Source organism: Nocardiopsis dassonvillei subsp. dassonvillei DSM 43111 (assembly GCF_000092985.1).
Taxonomy (GTDB): Bacteria; Actinomycetota; Actinomycetes; order Streptosporangiales; family Streptosporangiaceae; genus Nocardiopsis; species Nocardiopsis dassonvillei.
In genome coordinates, this window is sequence record NC_014210.1 from 2,286,932 (window position 1) to 2,303,869 (window position 16,938).

16 protein-coding genes are annotated in these 16,938 nt (G+C 71.3%); 8 read left to right on the forward strand and 8 right to left on the reverse strand.

Annotated features, from left to right (window positions below; genetic code table 11):
* Window positions 1–91 precede the first annotated feature (91 nt).
* On the reverse strand, window positions 92–541 hold the full coding sequence (locus NDAS_RS09280) for an ATP-binding protein (RefSeq protein WP_013152908.1): 450 nt from the start codon (window positions 539–541) through the stop codon (window positions 92–94).
* 333 nt (window positions 542–874) lie between these two features.
* Between NDAS_RS09280 and NDAS_RS09285 the strand changes: the two genes are divergently transcribed.
* The 3 genes from NDAS_RS09285 to NDAS_RS27930 all read left to right on the forward strand — a co-directional run bounded on the left by NDAS_RS09285 (window position 875) and on the right by NDAS_RS27930 (window position 2,265).
* Window positions 875–1,678, forward strand: a complete 804-nt coding sequence (locus NDAS_RS09285; RefSeq protein WP_013152909.1) for a helix-turn-helix domain-containing protein — start codon at window positions 875–877, stop codon at window positions 1,676–1,678.
* Window positions 1,679–1,688: 10 nt separating this feature from the next.
* The gene (locus NDAS_RS27925; protein ID WP_013152910.1) at window positions 1,689–1,847 is read left to right on the forward strand and encodes a DUF397 domain-containing protein; all 159 of its coding nucleotides are present in this window, start codon (window positions 1,689–1,691) and stop codon (window positions 1,845–1,847) included.
* Between the two features lie 247 nt (window positions 1,848–2,094).
* Window positions 2,095–2,265 (forward strand): DUF397 domain-containing protein, encoded by a 171-nt coding sequence (locus NDAS_RS27930; RefSeq protein ID WP_013152911.1) that lies wholly within the window; start codon window positions 2,095–2,097, stop codon window positions 2,263–2,265.
* 151 nt (window positions 2,266–2,416) lie between these two features.
* Here the strand turns inward: NDAS_RS27930 and NDAS_RS09290 are convergent, their stop codons facing one another.
* The gene (locus tag NDAS_RS09290) at window positions 2,417–3,112 is read right to left on the reverse strand and encodes a tectonin domain-containing protein (RefSeq protein WP_013152912.1); all 696 of its coding nucleotides are present in this window, start codon (window positions 3,110–3,112) and stop codon (window positions 2,417–2,419) included.
* A 506-nt stretch (window positions 3,113–3,618) separates the two neighbouring features.
* Complete coding sequence (locus NDAS_RS09295; RefSeq protein ID WP_013152913.1) at window positions 3,619–4,278, reverse strand: class I SAM-dependent methyltransferase; 660 nt, start codon at window positions 4,276–4,278, stop codon at window positions 3,619–3,621.
* A 315-nt stretch (window positions 4,279–4,593) separates the two neighbouring features.
* Between NDAS_RS09295 and NDAS_RS09300 the strand changes: the two genes are divergently transcribed.
* Both NDAS_RS09300 and NDAS_RS09305 read left to right on the forward strand, forming a co-directional pair.
* Complete coding sequence (locus NDAS_RS09300) at window positions 4,594–4,806, forward strand: cold-shock protein (protein ID WP_013152914.1); 213 nt, start codon at window positions 4,594–4,596, stop codon at window positions 4,804–4,806.
* Between the two features lie 537 nt (window positions 4,807–5,343).
* Window positions 5,344–6,114: a hypothetical protein gene (locus tag NDAS_RS09305; RefSeq protein WP_013152915.1), complete on the forward strand. Its 771-nt coding sequence runs from the start codon at window positions 5,344–5,346 to the stop codon at window positions 6,112–6,114.
* Window positions 6,115–6,207: 93 nt separating this feature from the next.
* Here NDAS_RS09305 and NDAS_RS09310 read toward each other — a convergent pair whose 3' ends face one another.
* Window positions 6,208–7,179, reverse strand: coding sequence for an MsnO8 family LLM class oxidoreductase (locus NDAS_RS09310; RefSeq protein WP_013152916.1), 972 nt, complete (start codon window positions 7,177–7,179; stop codon window positions 6,208–6,210).
* Window positions 7,180–7,435: 256 nt separating this feature from the next.
* Window positions 7,436–7,906 carry a hypothetical protein gene (locus NDAS_RS09315; RefSeq protein ID WP_013152917.1) on the reverse strand — a complete coding sequence of 157 codons (471 nt, stop codon included), beginning with the start codon at window positions 7,904–7,906 and terminating at the stop codon, window positions 7,436–7,438.
* 159 nt (window positions 7,907–8,065) lie between these two features.
* Here NDAS_RS09315 and NDAS_RS09320 point away from each other — a divergent pair, with 159 nt between their 5' ends.
* Genes NDAS_RS09320 through NDAS_RS09330 form a run of 3 tightly spaced genes read left to right on the forward strand, consistent with a single transcriptional unit; the run spans window position 8,066 to window position 10,443 of the window.
* A complete protein-coding gene (locus NDAS_RS09320; protein WP_013152918.1) occupies window positions 8,066–8,710 on the forward strand; it encodes a DUF998 domain-containing protein in 645 nt (214 codons plus the stop codon).
* A 45-nt stretch (window positions 8,711–8,755) separates the two neighbouring features.
* Complete coding sequence (locus NDAS_RS09325) at window positions 8,756–9,127, forward strand: YciI family protein (protein ID WP_013152919.1); 372 nt, start codon at window positions 8,756–8,758, stop codon at window positions 9,125–9,127.
* Window positions 9,124–10,443, forward strand: coding sequence for an RNA polymerase sigma factor (locus NDAS_RS09330; RefSeq protein WP_013152920.1), 1,320 nt, complete (start codon window positions 9,124–9,126; stop codon window positions 10,441–10,443). Before NDAS_RS09325 ends, NDAS_RS09330 begins: the two co-directional genes overlap by 4 nt.
* A gap of 304 nt (window positions 10,444–10,747) precedes the next feature.
* On the opposite strand, the gene NDAS_RS09335 is transcribed toward NDAS_RS09330, so the two are convergent.
* From NDAS_RS09335 to NDAS_RS09345, 3 genes are all read right to left on the reverse strand, one after another.
* A complete protein-coding gene (locus NDAS_RS09335) occupies window positions 10,748–13,264 on the reverse strand; it encodes a DUF1963 domain-containing protein (RefSeq protein ID WP_013152921.1) in 2,517 nt (838 codons plus the stop codon).
* Between the two features lie 123 nt (window positions 13,265–13,387).
* Window positions 13,388–15,718: an ATP-binding cassette domain-containing protein gene (locus tag NDAS_RS09340; RefSeq protein ID WP_013152922.1), complete on the reverse strand. Its 2,331-nt coding sequence runs from the start codon at window positions 15,716–15,718 to the stop codon at window positions 13,388–13,390.
* Window positions 15,719–16,015: 297 nt separating this feature from the next.
* Window positions 16,016–16,924 carry a class I SAM-dependent methyltransferase gene (locus NDAS_RS09345; protein WP_041553120.1) on the reverse strand — a complete coding sequence of 303 codons (909 nt, stop codon included), beginning with the start codon at window positions 16,922–16,924 and terminating at the stop codon, window positions 16,016–16,018.
* Window positions 16,925–16,938: the final 14 nt, after the last annotated feature.

Genomic DNA, 16,938 nt, shown 5'->3' on the forward strand with positions numbered 1-16,938 from the left:
TGCTCTTCGCATCGGCCCGTCCGCACCGGCCCGGGGGACAAGTCGGGTGGTGCGGAGCATGGAGCGTTGAGCGCTCACGGGGATGCGTGGGTCACCAGGGGAAGACGGCGCGGACGGTGATCGCGCCGCAGGAGTGCTGCTTCCAGTCCCAGTAGGAGCACAGGGCTTCGGTCAGGCGCAGGCCGTTGCCGCTGGGGCGCAGGGGTTCGAGGTCGGGCACGCTCGGGAACGTCGGTTGTTCGCCGGGGCGGGGGCCGTTGTCGGTGACGTGGAGTTCGAGGTGACGTGAGGTGCGTTCGATCTCCACGCGGATGCTGCCGCCGGGGAGCCCGGATGCCGAGTGACGCAGGGTGTTCGTGACCAGCTCGGAGACGGTGACGCTGACGGGTTCGGCCAGGCTGGGGCGTGAGCGGGTGGCTTGGGCGGCCCAGCGGCGGGCGATCTTGACGTGGCCGAGTTCGGGGCCGAGCAGGATGCCTGATTTGGTGGCGGTTCCGCACAGTCGGCGTGGAAGTGGAAGGGGTGGAGCGGTAGACTTCATCGGTCTCACCTTTGCTCTTTGTGGACAGGTGGGGCATTTGCCCCGGAGGTCGTTAGTGGCGACCTTCGGGGCTTTTTGTGTCTAGGTCTTGTCTTCGCGAGTCGGTTTCGCGCGTGGCCGCCCAGTGAAGGAAGGAGTCGGTAGGTTCCCGAGGCCCCAGCGATCCTCACCTGGGGGCCAGGTGCGTTGGTCTCGTCCTTTGAAAGCCACAGGTTTACTTTCGTGGAGACACCCTGCCTGACCAGCGAAGAAGTTCTCTAGGCCCGGGTCCAAATTGCATCCTTGCTCATTCCCCCCGTGGGCGTCCGTGGTCGGTTGTGGTTACCTGTGGCTATGCCTCCCAAGATCACTGCTTCTCAGCAGGCCGCAATGAATCAGTTCGGCGCAACGCTGCGACAAATGAGAGAATTGGCTGATTTGTCCCAAAAGAAACTAGGTGTTCTCACTCGAACCTCCAAGCAGCAGGTGGGGGCTATCGAACGCGGGGAACGGAGGCCGTCCAAGGAGTTCGCGAAGCTTGCAGATGCTGCCCTGGAAGGCCACGGTTCACTGCTCGGTCTGTGGCCAGGGGCGAGGCGTGCGCAGCCCTGGTGGCTCCAGGAGTTTGTGGTCATCGAGGAGAAAGCCCAGGTCATCCAGGAATTCCAACCTCAGGCTGTGCCCGGGCTGCTTCAGACTGAGGACTACGCACGCCAGGTAGTGAGTGCAGCGTTCCCTCCGCTGGGAGCTGAGGAAAGCGAGCAACTCCTGCAGTCGAGGATGGAGCGGCAGGCGATTCTTGACAGGCCGAAGCCTCCCCTCGCCATGTTTGTCATCGAGGAAGGGGCACTGCGCCGCACGGTCGGTTCCCCGAGTCTCATGCAAGCACAGAGGGAAGTCCTTCTCCGCAGGGCTAGGCAGCCTCACATCGAGGTGCAGGTGGCTCCGTACCATCGCGGTGCGCATGGTGCCATGGATGGGGCGTTCATGGTGATGCGGATGTCGTTCGCGGAGTACCTGGTGTACGCAGAAGTTCCGGGCAAGGGTCAGATCATCACGGACGCCGAGGTCGTGGCAGACTGCCAACAGCGGTTCGGGGCGCTTCGTAGTCTGGCGCTCTCACCCGCTGAAAGCATCGACTTCATCGCGTCGCTTTGAGGAGCAGGTAGTGAAGGAATGGCACAAGTCCAGCTACAGCGGAAACCAGGGGGCATGTGTGGAGGTGGCTGAAGGCGACAAGGTTCTGGTGAGGGACACGGAGAACCGTAACCTCGGGCATATCGAACTTACGCCGGACTCATGGACCGCGTTGGTGAAGGCCCTCTAGAGCGCATCGCAGAGACGGCTCCCTGCCATCCCCTGGCAGGGAGCCGTTTTTGTGCTCAGTGGCAGCGTTCTGGTTGATAAGGATGTCGTTCACGGAGTAGCTGAAGTGTGTGGAAGTTTCTGGAGAAGTCGAATACTACGGCTGCCGGATACGTGACAGACTGCCAGGAACGATGGAGCGCTTCGTGGTTCGGCGTTCTCACCGGCGCAAAGGATCTACTTCATCGCCTCGGATTGAGGAGCAGGTAGTGAAGGAATGGCACAAGTCGACCTACAGTGATGGCGGGGGCGGTAACTGCGTCGAGGTTGCGGAGGGCCCGGTCACCGGCATCCGCGACACCCAGAACCGGGCCCTGGGCTACCTATCGGCACCGGCGTCCGAGTGGATCGCCCTGCTCGCAGCGGTGCGCGTCCAGTAGCGGCACAGCGTGAACCGGTCCCGCCCGTAGTGGGCGGGGCCGGTCTTATCTGTTTGCTGGGCGTGGGCACCCCGTTCCACAGAACGGGGCAGGCGGGAAGCCTCCCGCGGCGCCGTCGCCGCGGGAGGCCGTCACCTGTCGCGGACCCGGATCAGGGCTGGTCGCCGGTGTAGCGGTAGATGTTGTTGTTGGCGTTGACGCCCCAGACGGTTCCGTCGGCGGCCGCGCTGATCTCGGTCAGCCCTCCGGGGATGTTGACCCAGGGGTTGGCGTCGTCGTTGGTGAAACGGTAGATCGCGTCACTGCTGTTGACCCCCCACACGTTGGTGCGCGATCCCGTCGAGATCCCCGTGAGAGCCCCGGAGATCTGCTTCCAGTGGGAGGAGCCCTGGTCGCCGGCGTAGCGGTAGATGTTGTTGTTGGCGTTGACGCCCCAGACGGTTCCGTCGGCGGCGGCGCTGATGTCGACCAGTCCTCCGGGGATGTTGACCCAGGGGTTGGCGTCGTCGTTGGTGTAGCGGTAGATGGCTCCGTCGGCGTTGACGCCCCACACGTTGGTGCGGGAGCCCGCCGAGATCCTGGTCAGTGCTCCGGAGATCTGCTTCCAGTGGGAGGAGCCCTGGTCGCCGGTGTAGCGGTAGATGTTGTTGTTGGCGTTGACGCCCCAGACGGTTCCGTCGGCGGCGGCGCTGATGTCGGTCAGTCCTCCGGGGATGTTGACCCAGGGGTTGGCGTCGTCGTTGGTGTAGCGGTAGATCGATCCGCTCGCGTTGACGCCCCACACGTTGGTGCGGGAGCCCGCCGAGATCCTGGTCAGTGCTCCGGAGATCTGCTTCCAGTACGCCATGTCAACCTTCTCCGTCCATTCGGGGGACTGCGCTGAACTGTCAGGAACACATGTGGCACAGCCGGTCCGGGGGAGACCGGTGCACCTGTGGGGCGACGGTGGACGCGAAGAATTTCGACGGCTCGCGGACATCGGCCGCTCGACCTTTCCTCTTCCAGAAAGGAATTCTCTGAATGGGGCTGGTGCGACGATGTTCCACGTCTTCTCGGTGGAGCCGTGGAATCTTCGCCTTTCCCGGTCTCGCGCGTCGCTGCCGTTGAGATGCCCGAGGGTGGGGGAGTGCAATCCCTTTGGACCCGTTTCGGCCAATGTTCAGAAAATTATTCCCACACAAAAAGATCCGTGATATGGAGATGGCAAATCCACTATAGGAGAAAAAGTATAAGATTCCCGGAATGTATTCCCGTGTGCCGACGGTGGTCCAGGGGCATGGAGCGTCCGGAGGCCGGTCGTCGTTCGGCCGACGTCGTTGCCCGCGTGGGCTGTTGCGGCGGCGGCACGGGAACTCATCGCGAAGCGGTTCCGATCAGGGTTCCCACATGGTCGGCCTCCGGGGCCGCCTCCTCCCACACACGCACCTCACGGAACCCGTGGCCAACCAGGATCTCCTCCCACACCGCGGGCTCGTAGGCCCACCGGTATACCCACACCTCCCGGCCGTTGAACCCGCCTCCGTACATGCCCTGCACTCCGTACGACCCGGGAACCGCGGGGGCGCAGGAGAACACGAACCTTCCACCGGATTCCAGACGGTCGTGCACCAGCGGGAACAGCACGCCGGGATCGGTGAACCAGGCCGCTCCCCACACCGAGTAGACGGCGTCCCACCGCTGGCCGGTCCCCGCCAGGAACTCGACCGCGTCCGCGTGGTGGAACTCCGCGCCCAGGTGTCCCCACTGGTGGCGGGCGTGCTCCACCGACACCGGTGACACGTCCACTCCCGCGGCTTTCACCCCTCGGGAGGCCAGCGCGGCGACGGCGTTGCCCCGCCCGGCCCCCAGCTCCAACGCGGAGGCGGGTTCCCCCAGCGGTTCGAACCCGGGACCGTGCCCCGGGTACTGGGTCCACTCCAGGGCGGTGGCCAGAGCCTCCTCCGGGTCCTGTGGGGTGACGCCCTGGGCGTAGCGGTCCCAGTAGCTCGGGACGTCCGTGGTCGGGTTGCCCATGGTCGTGGTCCTCGTGACGCGGCGTGCAGGAACCGGACCAAGGTAGCCACGCCGCGGCCGGGGCAACAGGGGAATGGCGAAACAGACCGCCACCCGCGCAGGTGTCTACCTCGCCCGGGTCCGGCGCGGAACAGGCAGCGGTGGACCGACCCGCGGGTGCACGGGGCGTCCTGGAACGCGAAGCCGCAGCGTGCCCGGGTCGGGGTTCGCGAAGTCGGGTGTTTCCGGCCGTTTCTGCGTCTTTCCGAGGCGATCCCATGCCATGATTTTTGGGGTTCGCTGATGGGAACCGCCGACTACTGATGGGGAAGACACGTGGCTGAGCGCCAGACCGGCACGGTGAAGTGGTTCAACGACGAGAAGGGGTACGGCTTCATCACGCCGGAGTCCGGGCCCGACCTTTTCGTTCATTTCAGGGCGATCGAGGGCACCGGCTTCAAGTCGTTGCAGGAAGGCCAGACGGTCAGCTTCGAAGCTGTCCAGGGCCAGAAGGGCATGCAGGCGGACAAGGTTCAGGTGGAAGGGTAGGCAAGGCCCGCCTGAACTGAAGCGCGCGAAGCCCTCGAACCCGGTCTCCCGGGCGCGGGGGCTTCGTCGTGTGCGGCGCGAACCACCCCGGCCGGTGGTGTCGGCGGCGTCCTCATGGGCCGCCCGGTCGAGTCCGGAGCGTCGCGCCGGGTCGGGGATGGCTACCGGGCCCGGCCCTCCGGGTTCTGTTCCTTTTTCGTGCCAATCGGAAAACACAGAGCAAAACCGTTCTATGTGAATTGTTGCGCAAAGCAGACAGTTCAGGCTTCTGGCATGTGCGGACTTGACGGAAAATTACGCGAACCCGTGTTCGCTGCGCTAGCGTGTTCCCCGAAAAGGAAAATCCCGGCCGGTGCTACCAACACCGAGCCGGGATTTGGCCGACGCCTGCGTGAACAAGCGTCCGGCCGTGCCACCTGCCTGCTAGAACCAGGAAGGCGACTCGTCGTGGAGTCTACCGCCCCCGCTCCCCGTGCCACCACCGAACGCCGTGATTCGGGCCGGTTTTTCGGCCCGCGTCAACGCCCCCGCAAGGCAATGCACGGAATTGGTTTCATACCGGACATCTGGGTCAATGAAGCCCGCGAAGCCGGACTCTTCCCCACATCCCGCGCTTTCATCGCCGCCACGGTCATCGCCCGCGCCGCCGACCTCGACGGCCGCTGGTGCTTCCTCTGCCTGGACACCCTGGTCAGCCGGTCCGGCCACCTGCTCAGCCTCTCCGTGGCCAAGCGCGCCATCGCGGACCTGGTCGCCGTCGGACTGGTCCGCAAGCTCGACCCCGGTCAGACCCGCGCATTCTTCGCCGGGGACATCAAGGAGCGCACCCGCTCGCACGACCGGCTTCCGATCGTCCTCGAACTGCTGATCCCCGCCGAGGACTTCCCCGAACCGGTCCGCGAGGAGATCAACGCCGTCCGCGCGGCACTGGGGGAGGAGCCCCTGGACGAGACCACCCGACCCAGGATCAGGAAGGCCGCGACGGTTCGAATCGACCTCGGCGACGGGTCGAATCGACCCACACACCTATATCCCATTCACCTCTCCTCCGACGAGCGCCCCGATGCGGCCCCTGCCGGTCGGTGCCGGGCGAACTCCCGCGCCCACCGGCCCCGCCCCGACCACCCGAGCCGAACGGGGCGGGGGAGGGGCCGGACGTCGAGGAGCTGGCGGGGGAGGGAACCCCCGCACTCGAACCGGCCCTCACCGAACGCATCCTGGCCTCGCTCATGGGAGGCGGGCCGATCGCCGCCGACGAAGCCCCCGCACCTGGGACAACACCAGTGCACCCGCCCGCGCGTCAGGTGATCATCAACCGGATCCGCCGACGGCTCGCCGCATGAGGCCCCAGTGGCAGACACGGCACGGCGGCAGACACGGCACGGCGGCAGACGCGGCCCGTCACCGGGCCTGGAGCGAGGCGAGGAACTCGTCGGTCCTCCGGACCTCGTCGCGGTCGTAGGTGCTGACGTTGGCGAGCACCTCGGAACCGCCGGTGCGGTCGAGGAGGTCGGTGAGCGCGTCCGCCACCTGTTCGGGAGTGCCCGCGATCGCGGAGTCCATCCAGCCGTGCACCTCCCCGCGCTTCCTGTCGCGGCTCGTCTCCCCCAGCAGCCGACGCACCTCCTCGACGGGGCGGAGCGCGCGGAACTCCCCGGCCTCCCGCGAGTCCGCGTACGCCCACGCCTCGGGCAGCAGCAGGTCGCGGGCGCGCTCCTCGGTCTCCGCGACGGAGACGTCCACGTTCACGACCAGGTAGGGAGCGGGCGCGGTCCGGCTCGGCCGGAAGTCCTCGAAGTACGCGGCGATCCTGTCCGGGTCACGAAGGACCGGCCCTCCGATCACCGCCGGAAGTCCCAGCTCGGCGGCGAGTGCCAGCCCCTCCCGGACGGCGAGCAGGAACACCGGCGGAGGCGCGACGCTGGGCCTGGCGGTGATCCCGGCCCGCCCGCTCAGATACTCGCGCACCCTTTCGACCTCGGCCGGGTACTCGCCCTCGCCCAGGACGGTGCGCCCGAGCGCACGCCGGATCGGAGCGGTGAAGCCGAGCGAACCGCCCAGTCCCAGGTCGATCCTGCCGGGGAAGAGCGCTTCCAGGAGCAGCGCCTGCTCGGCGACCACCAGCGGGCTGTGGTTGGGGACCATGACCCCGCCCGTGCCCAGGCGGATATCCCGCGTGCGGGCACCGATGGCCGCGAGCAGCACGGTGGGGGCCGAGCTGGCGATACCGGGCACCGCGTGGTGCTCGGCGGTCCAGAACCGGTGGAACCCGAGTTCCTCCGCGCGCACGGCCCTCTCGACGGTCGTCGCGATCGTCTGCGCGTCGGCCTCGCCGCTGCGCGTCCGTGAGCGGTCAAGCAGGGAGACCCGCATCGGTCCTCGCCTCCGTCCGTGTGGTGGGACAGCGCATCGTCCTCCTCCGCCCGGAGCGTACTCCCCGCGAGCCCGTGTGCGGGTTCCGGACTCGGACTCCGGACTCCGCGCTCGTCAGCGGTTCCCTCAGTCCGGTTGCGGACCGGTGCACACTCCCACCGGTCCGTCCGCGCGACCGGCCGTCTCCGCAGGGGACGCGGACACGAGCGGCCCCGGGCGACGAACCGTCGCCCGGGGCCGCACGCGCCAGCCCGTGTCAGACCCGGGTCATGGTGGAGTCGTAGCCGCCCCCGCCGGGGTAGACCCATGCGCCGGTGACGGTGCCGCCGTCGGCGCTGAAGGTGCCCTCGTAGTAGGCGGGGCTGCCCTTCGCGCCGCCCCAGATGGTCAGCCTGTCGCCGACCAGCTCGTAGGCGTAGTCCAGCGTGTTGCCGACCGAGTCGTAGAAGCGCGAGACCACGTCCGCGCCGACCGGCTCCCCGAAGGGGCGCAGGTTGCCGATCACCTCCATGCCGGTGACGGCCTGGCCGAACTGCGAGAGTTCGACGTGCTGGAGCAGGAAGAAACCGCCGGGCATCCATTCGTAGCGCACGGTTCCCTCGGCTCCGCCGGTGACCGTCCAGGTGCCGACCAGGCGGTCCAGGGCCCTGAGGTCGGTGCTCGGCTCGTAGGTCTCCGGCATCCCGTGGTTCTCCGACGTCTCGTGGGTCTCGGTCATCTCGGACATCCCGTTCTCCTTGTGTGTCGTGGTGGGTGTTCGCCGTTACCTCGGAGGCGCGGGCCGATCCTCGACATGCTTTTTGTGTGTCCTAGGTCACGCTCTGATCGTGTCGAGAACCCGGAACCCGCCACGAGGTAGCGGCAGGAACCCACCAAGGAGGAACCCATGGCCGCTACCGCCACCGCTGCCACCACCGCGACCCGCCGCTCGTCCGCGCCCCTGCTCCTCGCCGGAGCCCTGGCCGGACCGGTCTTCTTCGCCTCCGCGACCGCGCAGATGCTCACCCGCGAGGGCTTCGACATCACCCGGCACCCGATCAGCCAGCTCTCCACCGGCGACCTCGGCTGGATCCAGATCGCCACCTTCGTGCTCGCCGGTCTGGGCGGCCTGGCGCTGGCCGTCGGTGTCGGGCGCACCCTCACCGAGGGGGCCGGGCGCCGGGCGCTGCCCGTCCTCATCGGGATCTTCGGCGCCGGGATGGTCGCCGCCGGAGTGTTCACCATGGACCCCCAGTACGGCTTCCCCGCCGGGACCCCCGACGCCCCGGCGGCCCAGATGTCCTGGCACGGGATCGCCCACTCGGCCGCGGCGGCCGTCTCCTTCACCGCGCTGGCCGTCGCCGCCGTCGTCCTGGCCGTGCGCTGCGTCCGCCGCCGGGCGGTGCTGCCCGCCGTCGGCAGCGGAGCCGCCGCGCTCGTCCTGCTGCTGCCCATGTCTGCGGAGCACATGAGTGTCCAGATCGCCGTCAACGGCCTGGTCGCCTTCACCTGGACGACCGTTCTGTCCCTGTCCCTGCGCCGTGCCGCCTGACCGACCCGTACTCTTTCGCCCGAACGTTCGACGGAAGGAACCGCCATGAAGTACCTGCTGCTCAGCTACACCCCGGCCGCCGCCTGGGACGCCGCGACCGCCGACACCCCCTCCGAGGAGGCGCTGGCGGCGTTCGCCGCCTACCAGGAGTTCGAGCGGGAGCTGATCGAGACCGGCGAGTTCGTCAGCAGCGAGGGCCTGGGGCACCCGGCGGTCAGCACCACGGTCCGCGGGGCCGAAGGCGGCGTGGTGGCGACTGACGGGCCCTTCGCGGAGCTGAAGGAGGTCCTGGCCAGCTTCGCCGTGATCGACGTGGCCAGCCAGGAACGGGCCGTGGAGATCGGTTCGCGCATCGTCGAGGCGCTGGGTGAGCCGATCGAGATCCGGCCGATCATGGGCGAGGACTTCACGGCGTGAACGACCGCGACCGTGCGCAGCGGCGCCCGCCGGTGGCGGACGGCCAGCGCGACGGCGGGCGGCGGCCCCCCGGCACGGACGCGGACATCGAGCACCTGCTGCGCACCGAGGCGCCGCAGGTGCTCGGCGCCCTGGTGCGGCGCTTCGGCCGGTTCGACGCCGCTGAGGACGCGGTGCAGGAGGCGCTGCTCGCCGCGAGCCGGGCCTGGCCCGCCGACGGCGTGCCGGAGAACCCGCGCAGCTGGCTGATCCGCGTCGGCTACCGGCGCCTGGTCGACCTCCTCCGCGCCGAACAGGCCAGGCACCGGCGCGAACAGGAGATCGGCGCCGCCGAACTGGCCATGCGGGAGCCGGACCGGAGGGCGGGCCCCGCCCGGGAGAGCGACGACAGCCTGGCCCTGCTGTTGCTGTGCTGCCACCCCGCGCTGAGCGCCGCCTCCCAGGTGGCGCTCACGTTGCGCGCGGTGGGCGGCCTGACCACCGCCGAGATCGCGCACGCCCACGGGACCTCGGAGAACACCATGGGCACGCGGATCAGCCGCGCCAAGCAGCAGCTGGCCCGGGTCGGAGCCCGTGTCACCCCGCCGACCGACGCCGACCGCGACAGCCGGATCACGGCGGTGGCGAAGGTGCTCTACCTGGTCTTCAACGAGGGTTACACGACCTCCGAGGGCGACCAGCTCGCCCGCGTGGACCTGACCGGCGAGGCCATCCGGCTGACACGCATGCTCCACGACTCTCTGCCCGACGACGCCGAGGTCACCGGCCTGCTCGCGCTCATGCTGCTCACCGAGGCGCGCCGTCCCGCACGCACCGGCGACCACGACGAGCTGGTGCCCCTGGACGAACAGGACCGGTCGTTGTGGAACGCCGACCTCGTCCGCGAGGGCACCGCGCTGATCGACGGCGTGTGGAACCGCGGTGAGGTCGGCCCCTACCAGTTGCAGGCGGCGATCGCGGCCGTGCACGCGGCGGCCCCGGCGCCGGAGCGGACCGACTGGGTGCAGATCGCGGTGCTCTACCTGTGGCTCGAACGGCTCAGCCCCACCGCTCCCGTGCGGCTGAGCCGGGTGGTGGCGGTGGCCAAGGCGTACGGCCCGGCGCGGGGACTGGCCCTGCTGGACGACCTCGACCGACGCTTCGGGCTCGGCCGGGACCCCCTGACCCGGCAGCGCGAACGCGCGGTGCGCGCTCACCTGCTGGAGAGGACCGGGGAGGGGGAGGGCGCGGCGGCGCTGTACCGGGAGGCGGCCTCCCTGACCGGCAACCGGGTCGAGCGGCGGTTCCTGCTGGACCGCGCCGACCGCCTCGGTTGAGGGGCGGGGCCGTGGCCCTGTCCGATCGGGTTGGCCGCTGATGCTCCCGCCGGAAGGGTGTCCGGTCCCGGGGGCGCGGCCCCAGTCCTGTGCTCACAGGTGTTCCGTACTCACCGGCAATGGTTGCGATCTACGCCGTAAAGACAGTGGTTCATCACGCCCCTCCGAAGCCCGATCCCTCCCCTCACAGCGCACGCCGATGGGAACGGGCTCCGATGCTGACGCCGTGGTGCGGTGACGGCTTCCACCCGGAGGGTGCGGGCCCCGGCCGCGCAGGCGGCCGGGGCCCGCTTCCGCGGCACCGTCAGGGGTTGGAGTACATCTGCACCACGACGCGGTCGAAACGGCGCGCCTTGAGGTCCTCACGGGTGATGGTCCAGTACAGGATCCCCATCGGCACCCCGACCCACTGCGCGAGCAGGACCCAGTCCTCAGGGCTGGACCACTGCTCGCCCTCCTCCGGGAACGCCGAGGCGCGCGCCGGGTCCCCGTAGCCGTCGAAGTCCGCGGCGTAGCCGCCGATCTGCCACTCGCCGCCCCCGTCGGTCTGCTCGGACCAGACCTCCTGCAACGTCTCCGCGTGGGGGTGCAGGGCGAGGTCCCCGTCCTCGACGGGGCAGGAGGGCAGCCCCACGCCGGGGACCAGCCGCAGGTCACCGGTGCGCCGCAGCTCCTCGTCCAGGGCCTCGGGGGAGTCGTACTCGTAGGGCTCGTAGCTCGGTGAGGACTCCCGCTCCTCCACCGGCGTCCCCGCCGGTACGTACGCGGCGCCGCCCGGGATGACGAACTCGTCCAACTCGACGTTCGCGAACAGGAGCAGGTGGCCGTCGGGCGGCAGCGGGATGTCGGTGGCCTCCGGCGGGATCGCGGCCAGGTCGAGCGTCGCGATGAGCTGGTGATCGTCGCGGTTGCCGGGGTCGTCGTCCCACACCGTGCCCGGGGTGGGCGCGTCCGGCGGGAGCATCAGCGGGCTGCCGAGCCTGCCGACGACCGTGCCGCCGCCGTCGCGCGCCGTCCGCAGCTTCGGGCGGGCCAGCCCGAGCCACCGGTCCACGTCGTCCGCCGGAACCCCCTTGTCGAGCGCCTGCTCCCGGAACCGGTCCAGCCAGGAGAGCACCGACGCGGGCAGGGCCCTCACCGACGGGTGCAGCACCCCCGCGCCGAACTCCCAGCCGGGCTCCGGCGCCACCACGCCCGGCTCGCCCAGCCCCGCGAGCCACTCCGCTGCGGACGACCGCGTCCGGGCGTCGGCGTCCGACAGCGCGGCCGCCGCTGCCGCCCGGGCGTCCGGGTGGTCGCCGAGCACGCGCCGGGCCGCCAGCCGGTGGCGGTTCGCGCCGAGCGCGAGCGAGGTCAGGCGCGGGACCAGAGCCTCGGGGGCGGCGGGGAAGCTTTCGAGGACGGTCAGGATCATCGTCCTCGTGTCCACGGCGGGCTGGTCCGGGTGCCGCCTCCCGTCGCCGCCGTCGAGGTACTCGTCCGCCAGGTCCAGGCGCTCGGCGAACAGGGGCCACCAGCGCTCGGCGTCCTCCGGGGTGAGGAAGGCGCCGATCCTGCGTCCGCGGGAGTCCGTGCGGGTGACCAGGAGCGAGGCGGTCCGCCGGTCCGCGTCGGACATCCCGGCGGCGCGGAACGCGTCCCGCAGGGCGCGGACGTCGGGCATCAGCGCCACCCTCCCCTCGACGCCGTTCCAGGAACGGTCCCCGTCGGACCCGCCCCCGGCCCCCAGCGTCCGCAGTTCCTCCGCCAGGTCCGCGTCCTGCGGTGCGGCGACGTCGGGCACGGGGACGGCGGCCTCCGCGGTTCTCAGCGCCCGCACCCGGGAGGCGGCCCGGCGCAGCAGCCCCTCGCGCCCGGGGTCCTGAGTCCCGTCGCCGCCGTCGGCCAGGGCCTCCTCGATCGCCGCGACGCCGCCGTCGAGGTCGGCCAGGCGGGCCAGGACGTCCGGCAGACGGTCCGGCGGCGCGGTCCGCAGGTGCCGTCGCAGCAGGTCCACCTGCCGGGGGCCGTCGGTCCGGGCCAGCGCGGACAGCACCTGAGCGCGAACGCTCGCCTCGGCGTCCACCGCCAGTTCGGCGGCGAGTTCCGCGTGCGCCTCCGGCCGGTGCGCGCACCGGTCCGCCACGTACCTGCGAGTGTTCGGACCGGACCCGGTGACGACGTCCGCGAGCGCGTCGGCGTGCCGGGCGAGGAACGCGACGCCCGCCTCGCTCTCCAGAAGCCGGTGCCGACGGAACGGCCAGTGGCCGGAGCCCGAGTACAGCAGCGCCGACAGGGCGGCGTGCACGGGAGTCCGGCCGGGTGCGCCGCCCGCCCGGGCGACCTCGGTGAGGGTGTGGAGGTCCCACCGCCGCCGGACGTCGTCGGCGTCGGTCCCGTCGGCGGCGCCGTGGACACGGAGCACGTCGTCGGCCAGCACGAGGAGCGACGACGGCTCCCCGGACGTCGGGGCGTTGCCGGTGACCGCGTGCAGCACCTGCCCGAACCGGACGAGCAGGTCGATCGGCGCGAGCCGGTAGAGCACCAGCCGTGCCGCGTCGGCCTCCCGCAGTGACCAGCCGGGATGCGCGTCGGCGACGGCGGTCAGCCGGTCGGTCCGCCAGACCGCGTCCGGTTTGGCGACCATGTCGGCGCCGGTCGGCCGCTCCCGCAACGCCGCCAGGGCCTCCGGTCGGGTGCCGCTCAGCACGTGCTCGACGACCGGTTCGTGGGCCTCGGAGAGCCGCAGCGGCGCGAGGCAGTCCCGCACCGCCGCCGCCACCCGGGCAGCGGTGTCCGTGCCGCCGCCCGAGCCGGCCGTTCCTGCTTCAGATTCGTACATGCCGGAAGACTAGGGGCAGAGTCGGACACGCGGTTTCGCCGCCGATCCTTCGGCCGGACCCGCGCCTACCGGATCGGGAGGTGACCACCGAGGCACACGGCGGCGGGCGCAGGGCCCGGCGCGTCAGAGCAGCCCCTTGAGGTAGGGGCCCGTGCGGCTGTCCGGGGCCGCCGCGACCTGTGCGGGCGTGCCCTGAGCGACGATCCGGCCCCCCTGCGATCCGCCGCCCGGGCCCAGGTCGATGACGTGGTCGGCGGTGGCCACGACCCGCATGTCGTGCTCGGCCGCCACCACGGTGGCGCCCGCGCCGACCAGGTCGCGCAGGCGGCCGACGAGGACGTCGGTGTCGTGCGGATGGAGACCGGTGGTGGGCTCGTCGAGCAGGTAGACCGTGTCGGCGACCCGGCGGCGCTGGAGTTCGGTGGCCAGTTTGATCCGCTGGGCCTCGCCGCCGGACAGCTCCGTCGCGGGCTGGCCCAAGCGCAGGTAGCCCAGGCCCACCCCGGTGAGGGTCTCCAGAGAACGCCGCACCGACGGCTCCTCGGTGAAGAACCCCGCCGCCTCCTCCACCGACATCGCGAGCACGTCCGCGACCGTGCGCCCCCGGTACCGCACCCGGAGGGTGTCGTCGTTGTAGCGCGAGCCGCCACAGGCTGGACAGGGCGCGTAGGTGGTGGGCAGGAACAGCAGCTCCACCGACACGAACCCCTCGCCCTCGCACTCCGGGCAGCGTCCCCCCACGACGTTGAAGGAGAACCGGCCGGGCCCGTAACCGAGCGAGCGGGCCTCCTCGGTGGCCGCGAACAGCTTGCGCACTGTGTCGAAGAGCCCGGTGTAGGTCGCCAGGTTGGAGCGCGGCGTCCGTCCGATGGGCTGCTGGCTGACCCACACCACCCGGCCGTGTTCGGCGGCCCGGTCCCCGAGCTCCGCCAGCAGGGAGGACTTGCCCGAGCCGGACACGCCGGTGAGGGCGGTGAACACGCCGAGGGGGACGTCGGCGTCCAGCCCTTGGAGGTTGTTGCGGGTGGCCCCGCGCAGTTCCAGGTATCCGCCGGGGGTGCGGGGCCGGTGCTCCGGGAGGGCGTCGCCGAACAGGTAGCGGCGTGTCACCGACTCCGGGACCCCGCGCAGGCCGGGGACCGGGCCGCTGTACAGGACGCGCCCGCCGTGCTCGCCCGCCCCCGGCCCGACGTCGACGATCCAGTCCGCGCCGCGCACCACGTCCAGGTCGTGCTCGACGAAGCACACGGTGTTGCCCCCGTCGCGCAGGCGCCGCAGGGTCCTGGAGAGCGCCTCGGCGTCGGCCGGGTGCAGGCCCGCGGAGGGCTCGTCCAGGACGTAGACCACCCCGAAGAGCCCCGTGCCCAGCTGGGTGGCCAGCCGGATCCGCTGGAACTCCCCGGTGGACAGGGTCGGGGCCGGTCGGGCCGCGCTCAGATAGCCCAGGCCCAGCTCCGACAGCACCCCGACCCGTGCCGCGATCTCCCCGACCAGAGCCCCCGCCGCGCCCGGGTCCTGCGCCCAGGGGCGCAGCAGGGCCACCAGCTCGGTCAGGGGCAGCGCCGCGAGTTCGGCGATGGTGTGCCCGGCGAAGGTGACGCGCAGCGCCTCCTGCCGCAGCCGCCGACCGCCGCACTCCGGGCAGGTCCGGTCCACCATGAACTCGGCGGCCCTGCGCCGACGGGCCTCGCTGGCGGAGGAGGCGTACGCCTTGAGCACCAGCCTGCGCGCGCTGCTGTACCTGCCCTGGTAGGGCCGGTGGACACGCCCCGCCTCGCGGACCGGGTGGACGGTCACCACGGGCTGCTCCTCGGTGAACAGGATCCAGTCGCGCTCGCCTTGGGGCAGCTCCCGCCAGGGCCGGTGGATGTCGTACCCGAGGGTGTCGAGGATGTCGCGCAGGTTCTTGCCCTGCCATGCCCCGGGCCAGGAGGCGACCGCCCCGTCGGCGATGCTCAGCCCGGGGTCGGGCACCAGCGACCCCTCGGTGACCTCGTGCTCGACCCCCTCCCCGTGACACGTCGGGCAGGCCCCGGCCGCGGTGTTGGGGGAGAAGGAGTCCGAGTCCAGGCGCCGCGCCCCGGGCGGGTAGTCGCCCGCCCGGGAGAAGAGCATGCGCAGTGTGTTGGACAGCGTGGTGAGGGTGCCCACGGTGGAGCGGACCGAGGGCGCCGAGCGCGGCTGGGCGAGCGCCACGGCGGGCGGCATCCCGGTGACGTCGTCCACCTCCGGGGCCGGGAGCTGCTGGAGCAGGCGCCTGGCGTACGGCGCCACCGACTCCAGGTACCGGTGCTGGGACTCGGCGTAGAGGGTTCCGAAGGCCAGGGAGGACTTCCCCGACCCGGAGACGCCGGTGAAGGCGACCAGGGCGTCGCGGGGCAGCTCCGTGTCCACGTTCTTGAGGTTGTGGATGCGGGCGCCGCGCACCCGGATGCGGTCGTCGTGGTTGTCCATGGGACAAGGATTACCCGGTCACGGGACCGGAGCGGACCCGCGGACCGCCCGGGCACGGCGCGCCCCGGCGCGCACCGGCCCTCTCTCCGGGGGATGCGGGCGGGGCGGGCCGGAACCGGCGGGTTCCCCGCCCGCGCCGTCCGCCCCCGACGAAGAAAGCCCCCGACGCGGCCGACCTCCCCGCTCCGAGGGGCCGTCGCCCGTGTGGAGCGGCGGCGGGTGGGCGGCGTCGCGTCGCCGCCCACCCTTCACCGGGTGCCGGGGCTGCCTGCCGGGTGGCCGGGACCGGGACCGGGGTCAGCGGCGCGCGGCCCACACGGCGCGTTCGGTGCGCACGGCCAGGTCGTCGCGGCGCAGGATGCTGTGCGGGCCGTCGGCGTCCAGGAGCCGGTCGAGCGCGGCCAGGTCCTCGGGGGAGAGCTCTCCTGCGACGCCGGTGCGGATGCGTCGCAGGCCGCTGAGCGCGTAGCGGCCGACCGCCTCGCTCTGGGAACCCTCGATGTTCACGGCGATCGTGCGCTCACCCTCGACCGTGAAACCGGCGGCGGTCAGCATCGGACCCCAGTCGGCCCCGCGGTGGGGCATGTGCTCGGTGTGGAGGCGGTCGGCCACGGCGTGGACGCGCTCCTCCAGGCCGGGCCGCTCCTCGGGGGCGTCCTCGGGCAGGAAGCGGGGGAACCCGGCCAGCTCGACGACGGCGAACAGGCCGCCGGGAGCGAGCGCGTCGTGGACGCCGCGCAGCGCGCGGTCGGGACGGGCCATGTGGTGCATCGAGGCCGAGGCCCACACCAGGTCCGGTGAGCCCAGGTCGGGCCAGTCGGAGGAGTCGAGGTCGGCCCGCACGGTGCGCACGCGCTCCTCGACGCCGAGGGCGCGCGCCTTGGCGTTCAGCCGCTGGAGGTGTCCGTCGGAGGTGTCGACGGCCGTGACGCGCGCGCCGGGGAAGCGGTCGAGGAGGGCGAAGGTGCCCGCGCCCGTGCCGCAGCCCAGGTCCACGATCCGACGCGGGTCCGCCGTCAGCGGCAGCCACGCGGTGATGGAGGCCGTGTGCTCGGCGAGGACCTCGGCGTCCAGGTCGAGGATCTCCGCCTGGACGTCGGCGTCGTACTCCTGATGGCCGTGTTCCCGGTGGTGGTCGTGCTGGGCGCCGTGGCCGTGGCCGTGGCCGTGGTCGTGGTCGTGGTCGTGTGAGTGCGTCTGGTTCATGGTCTCCACGGTAG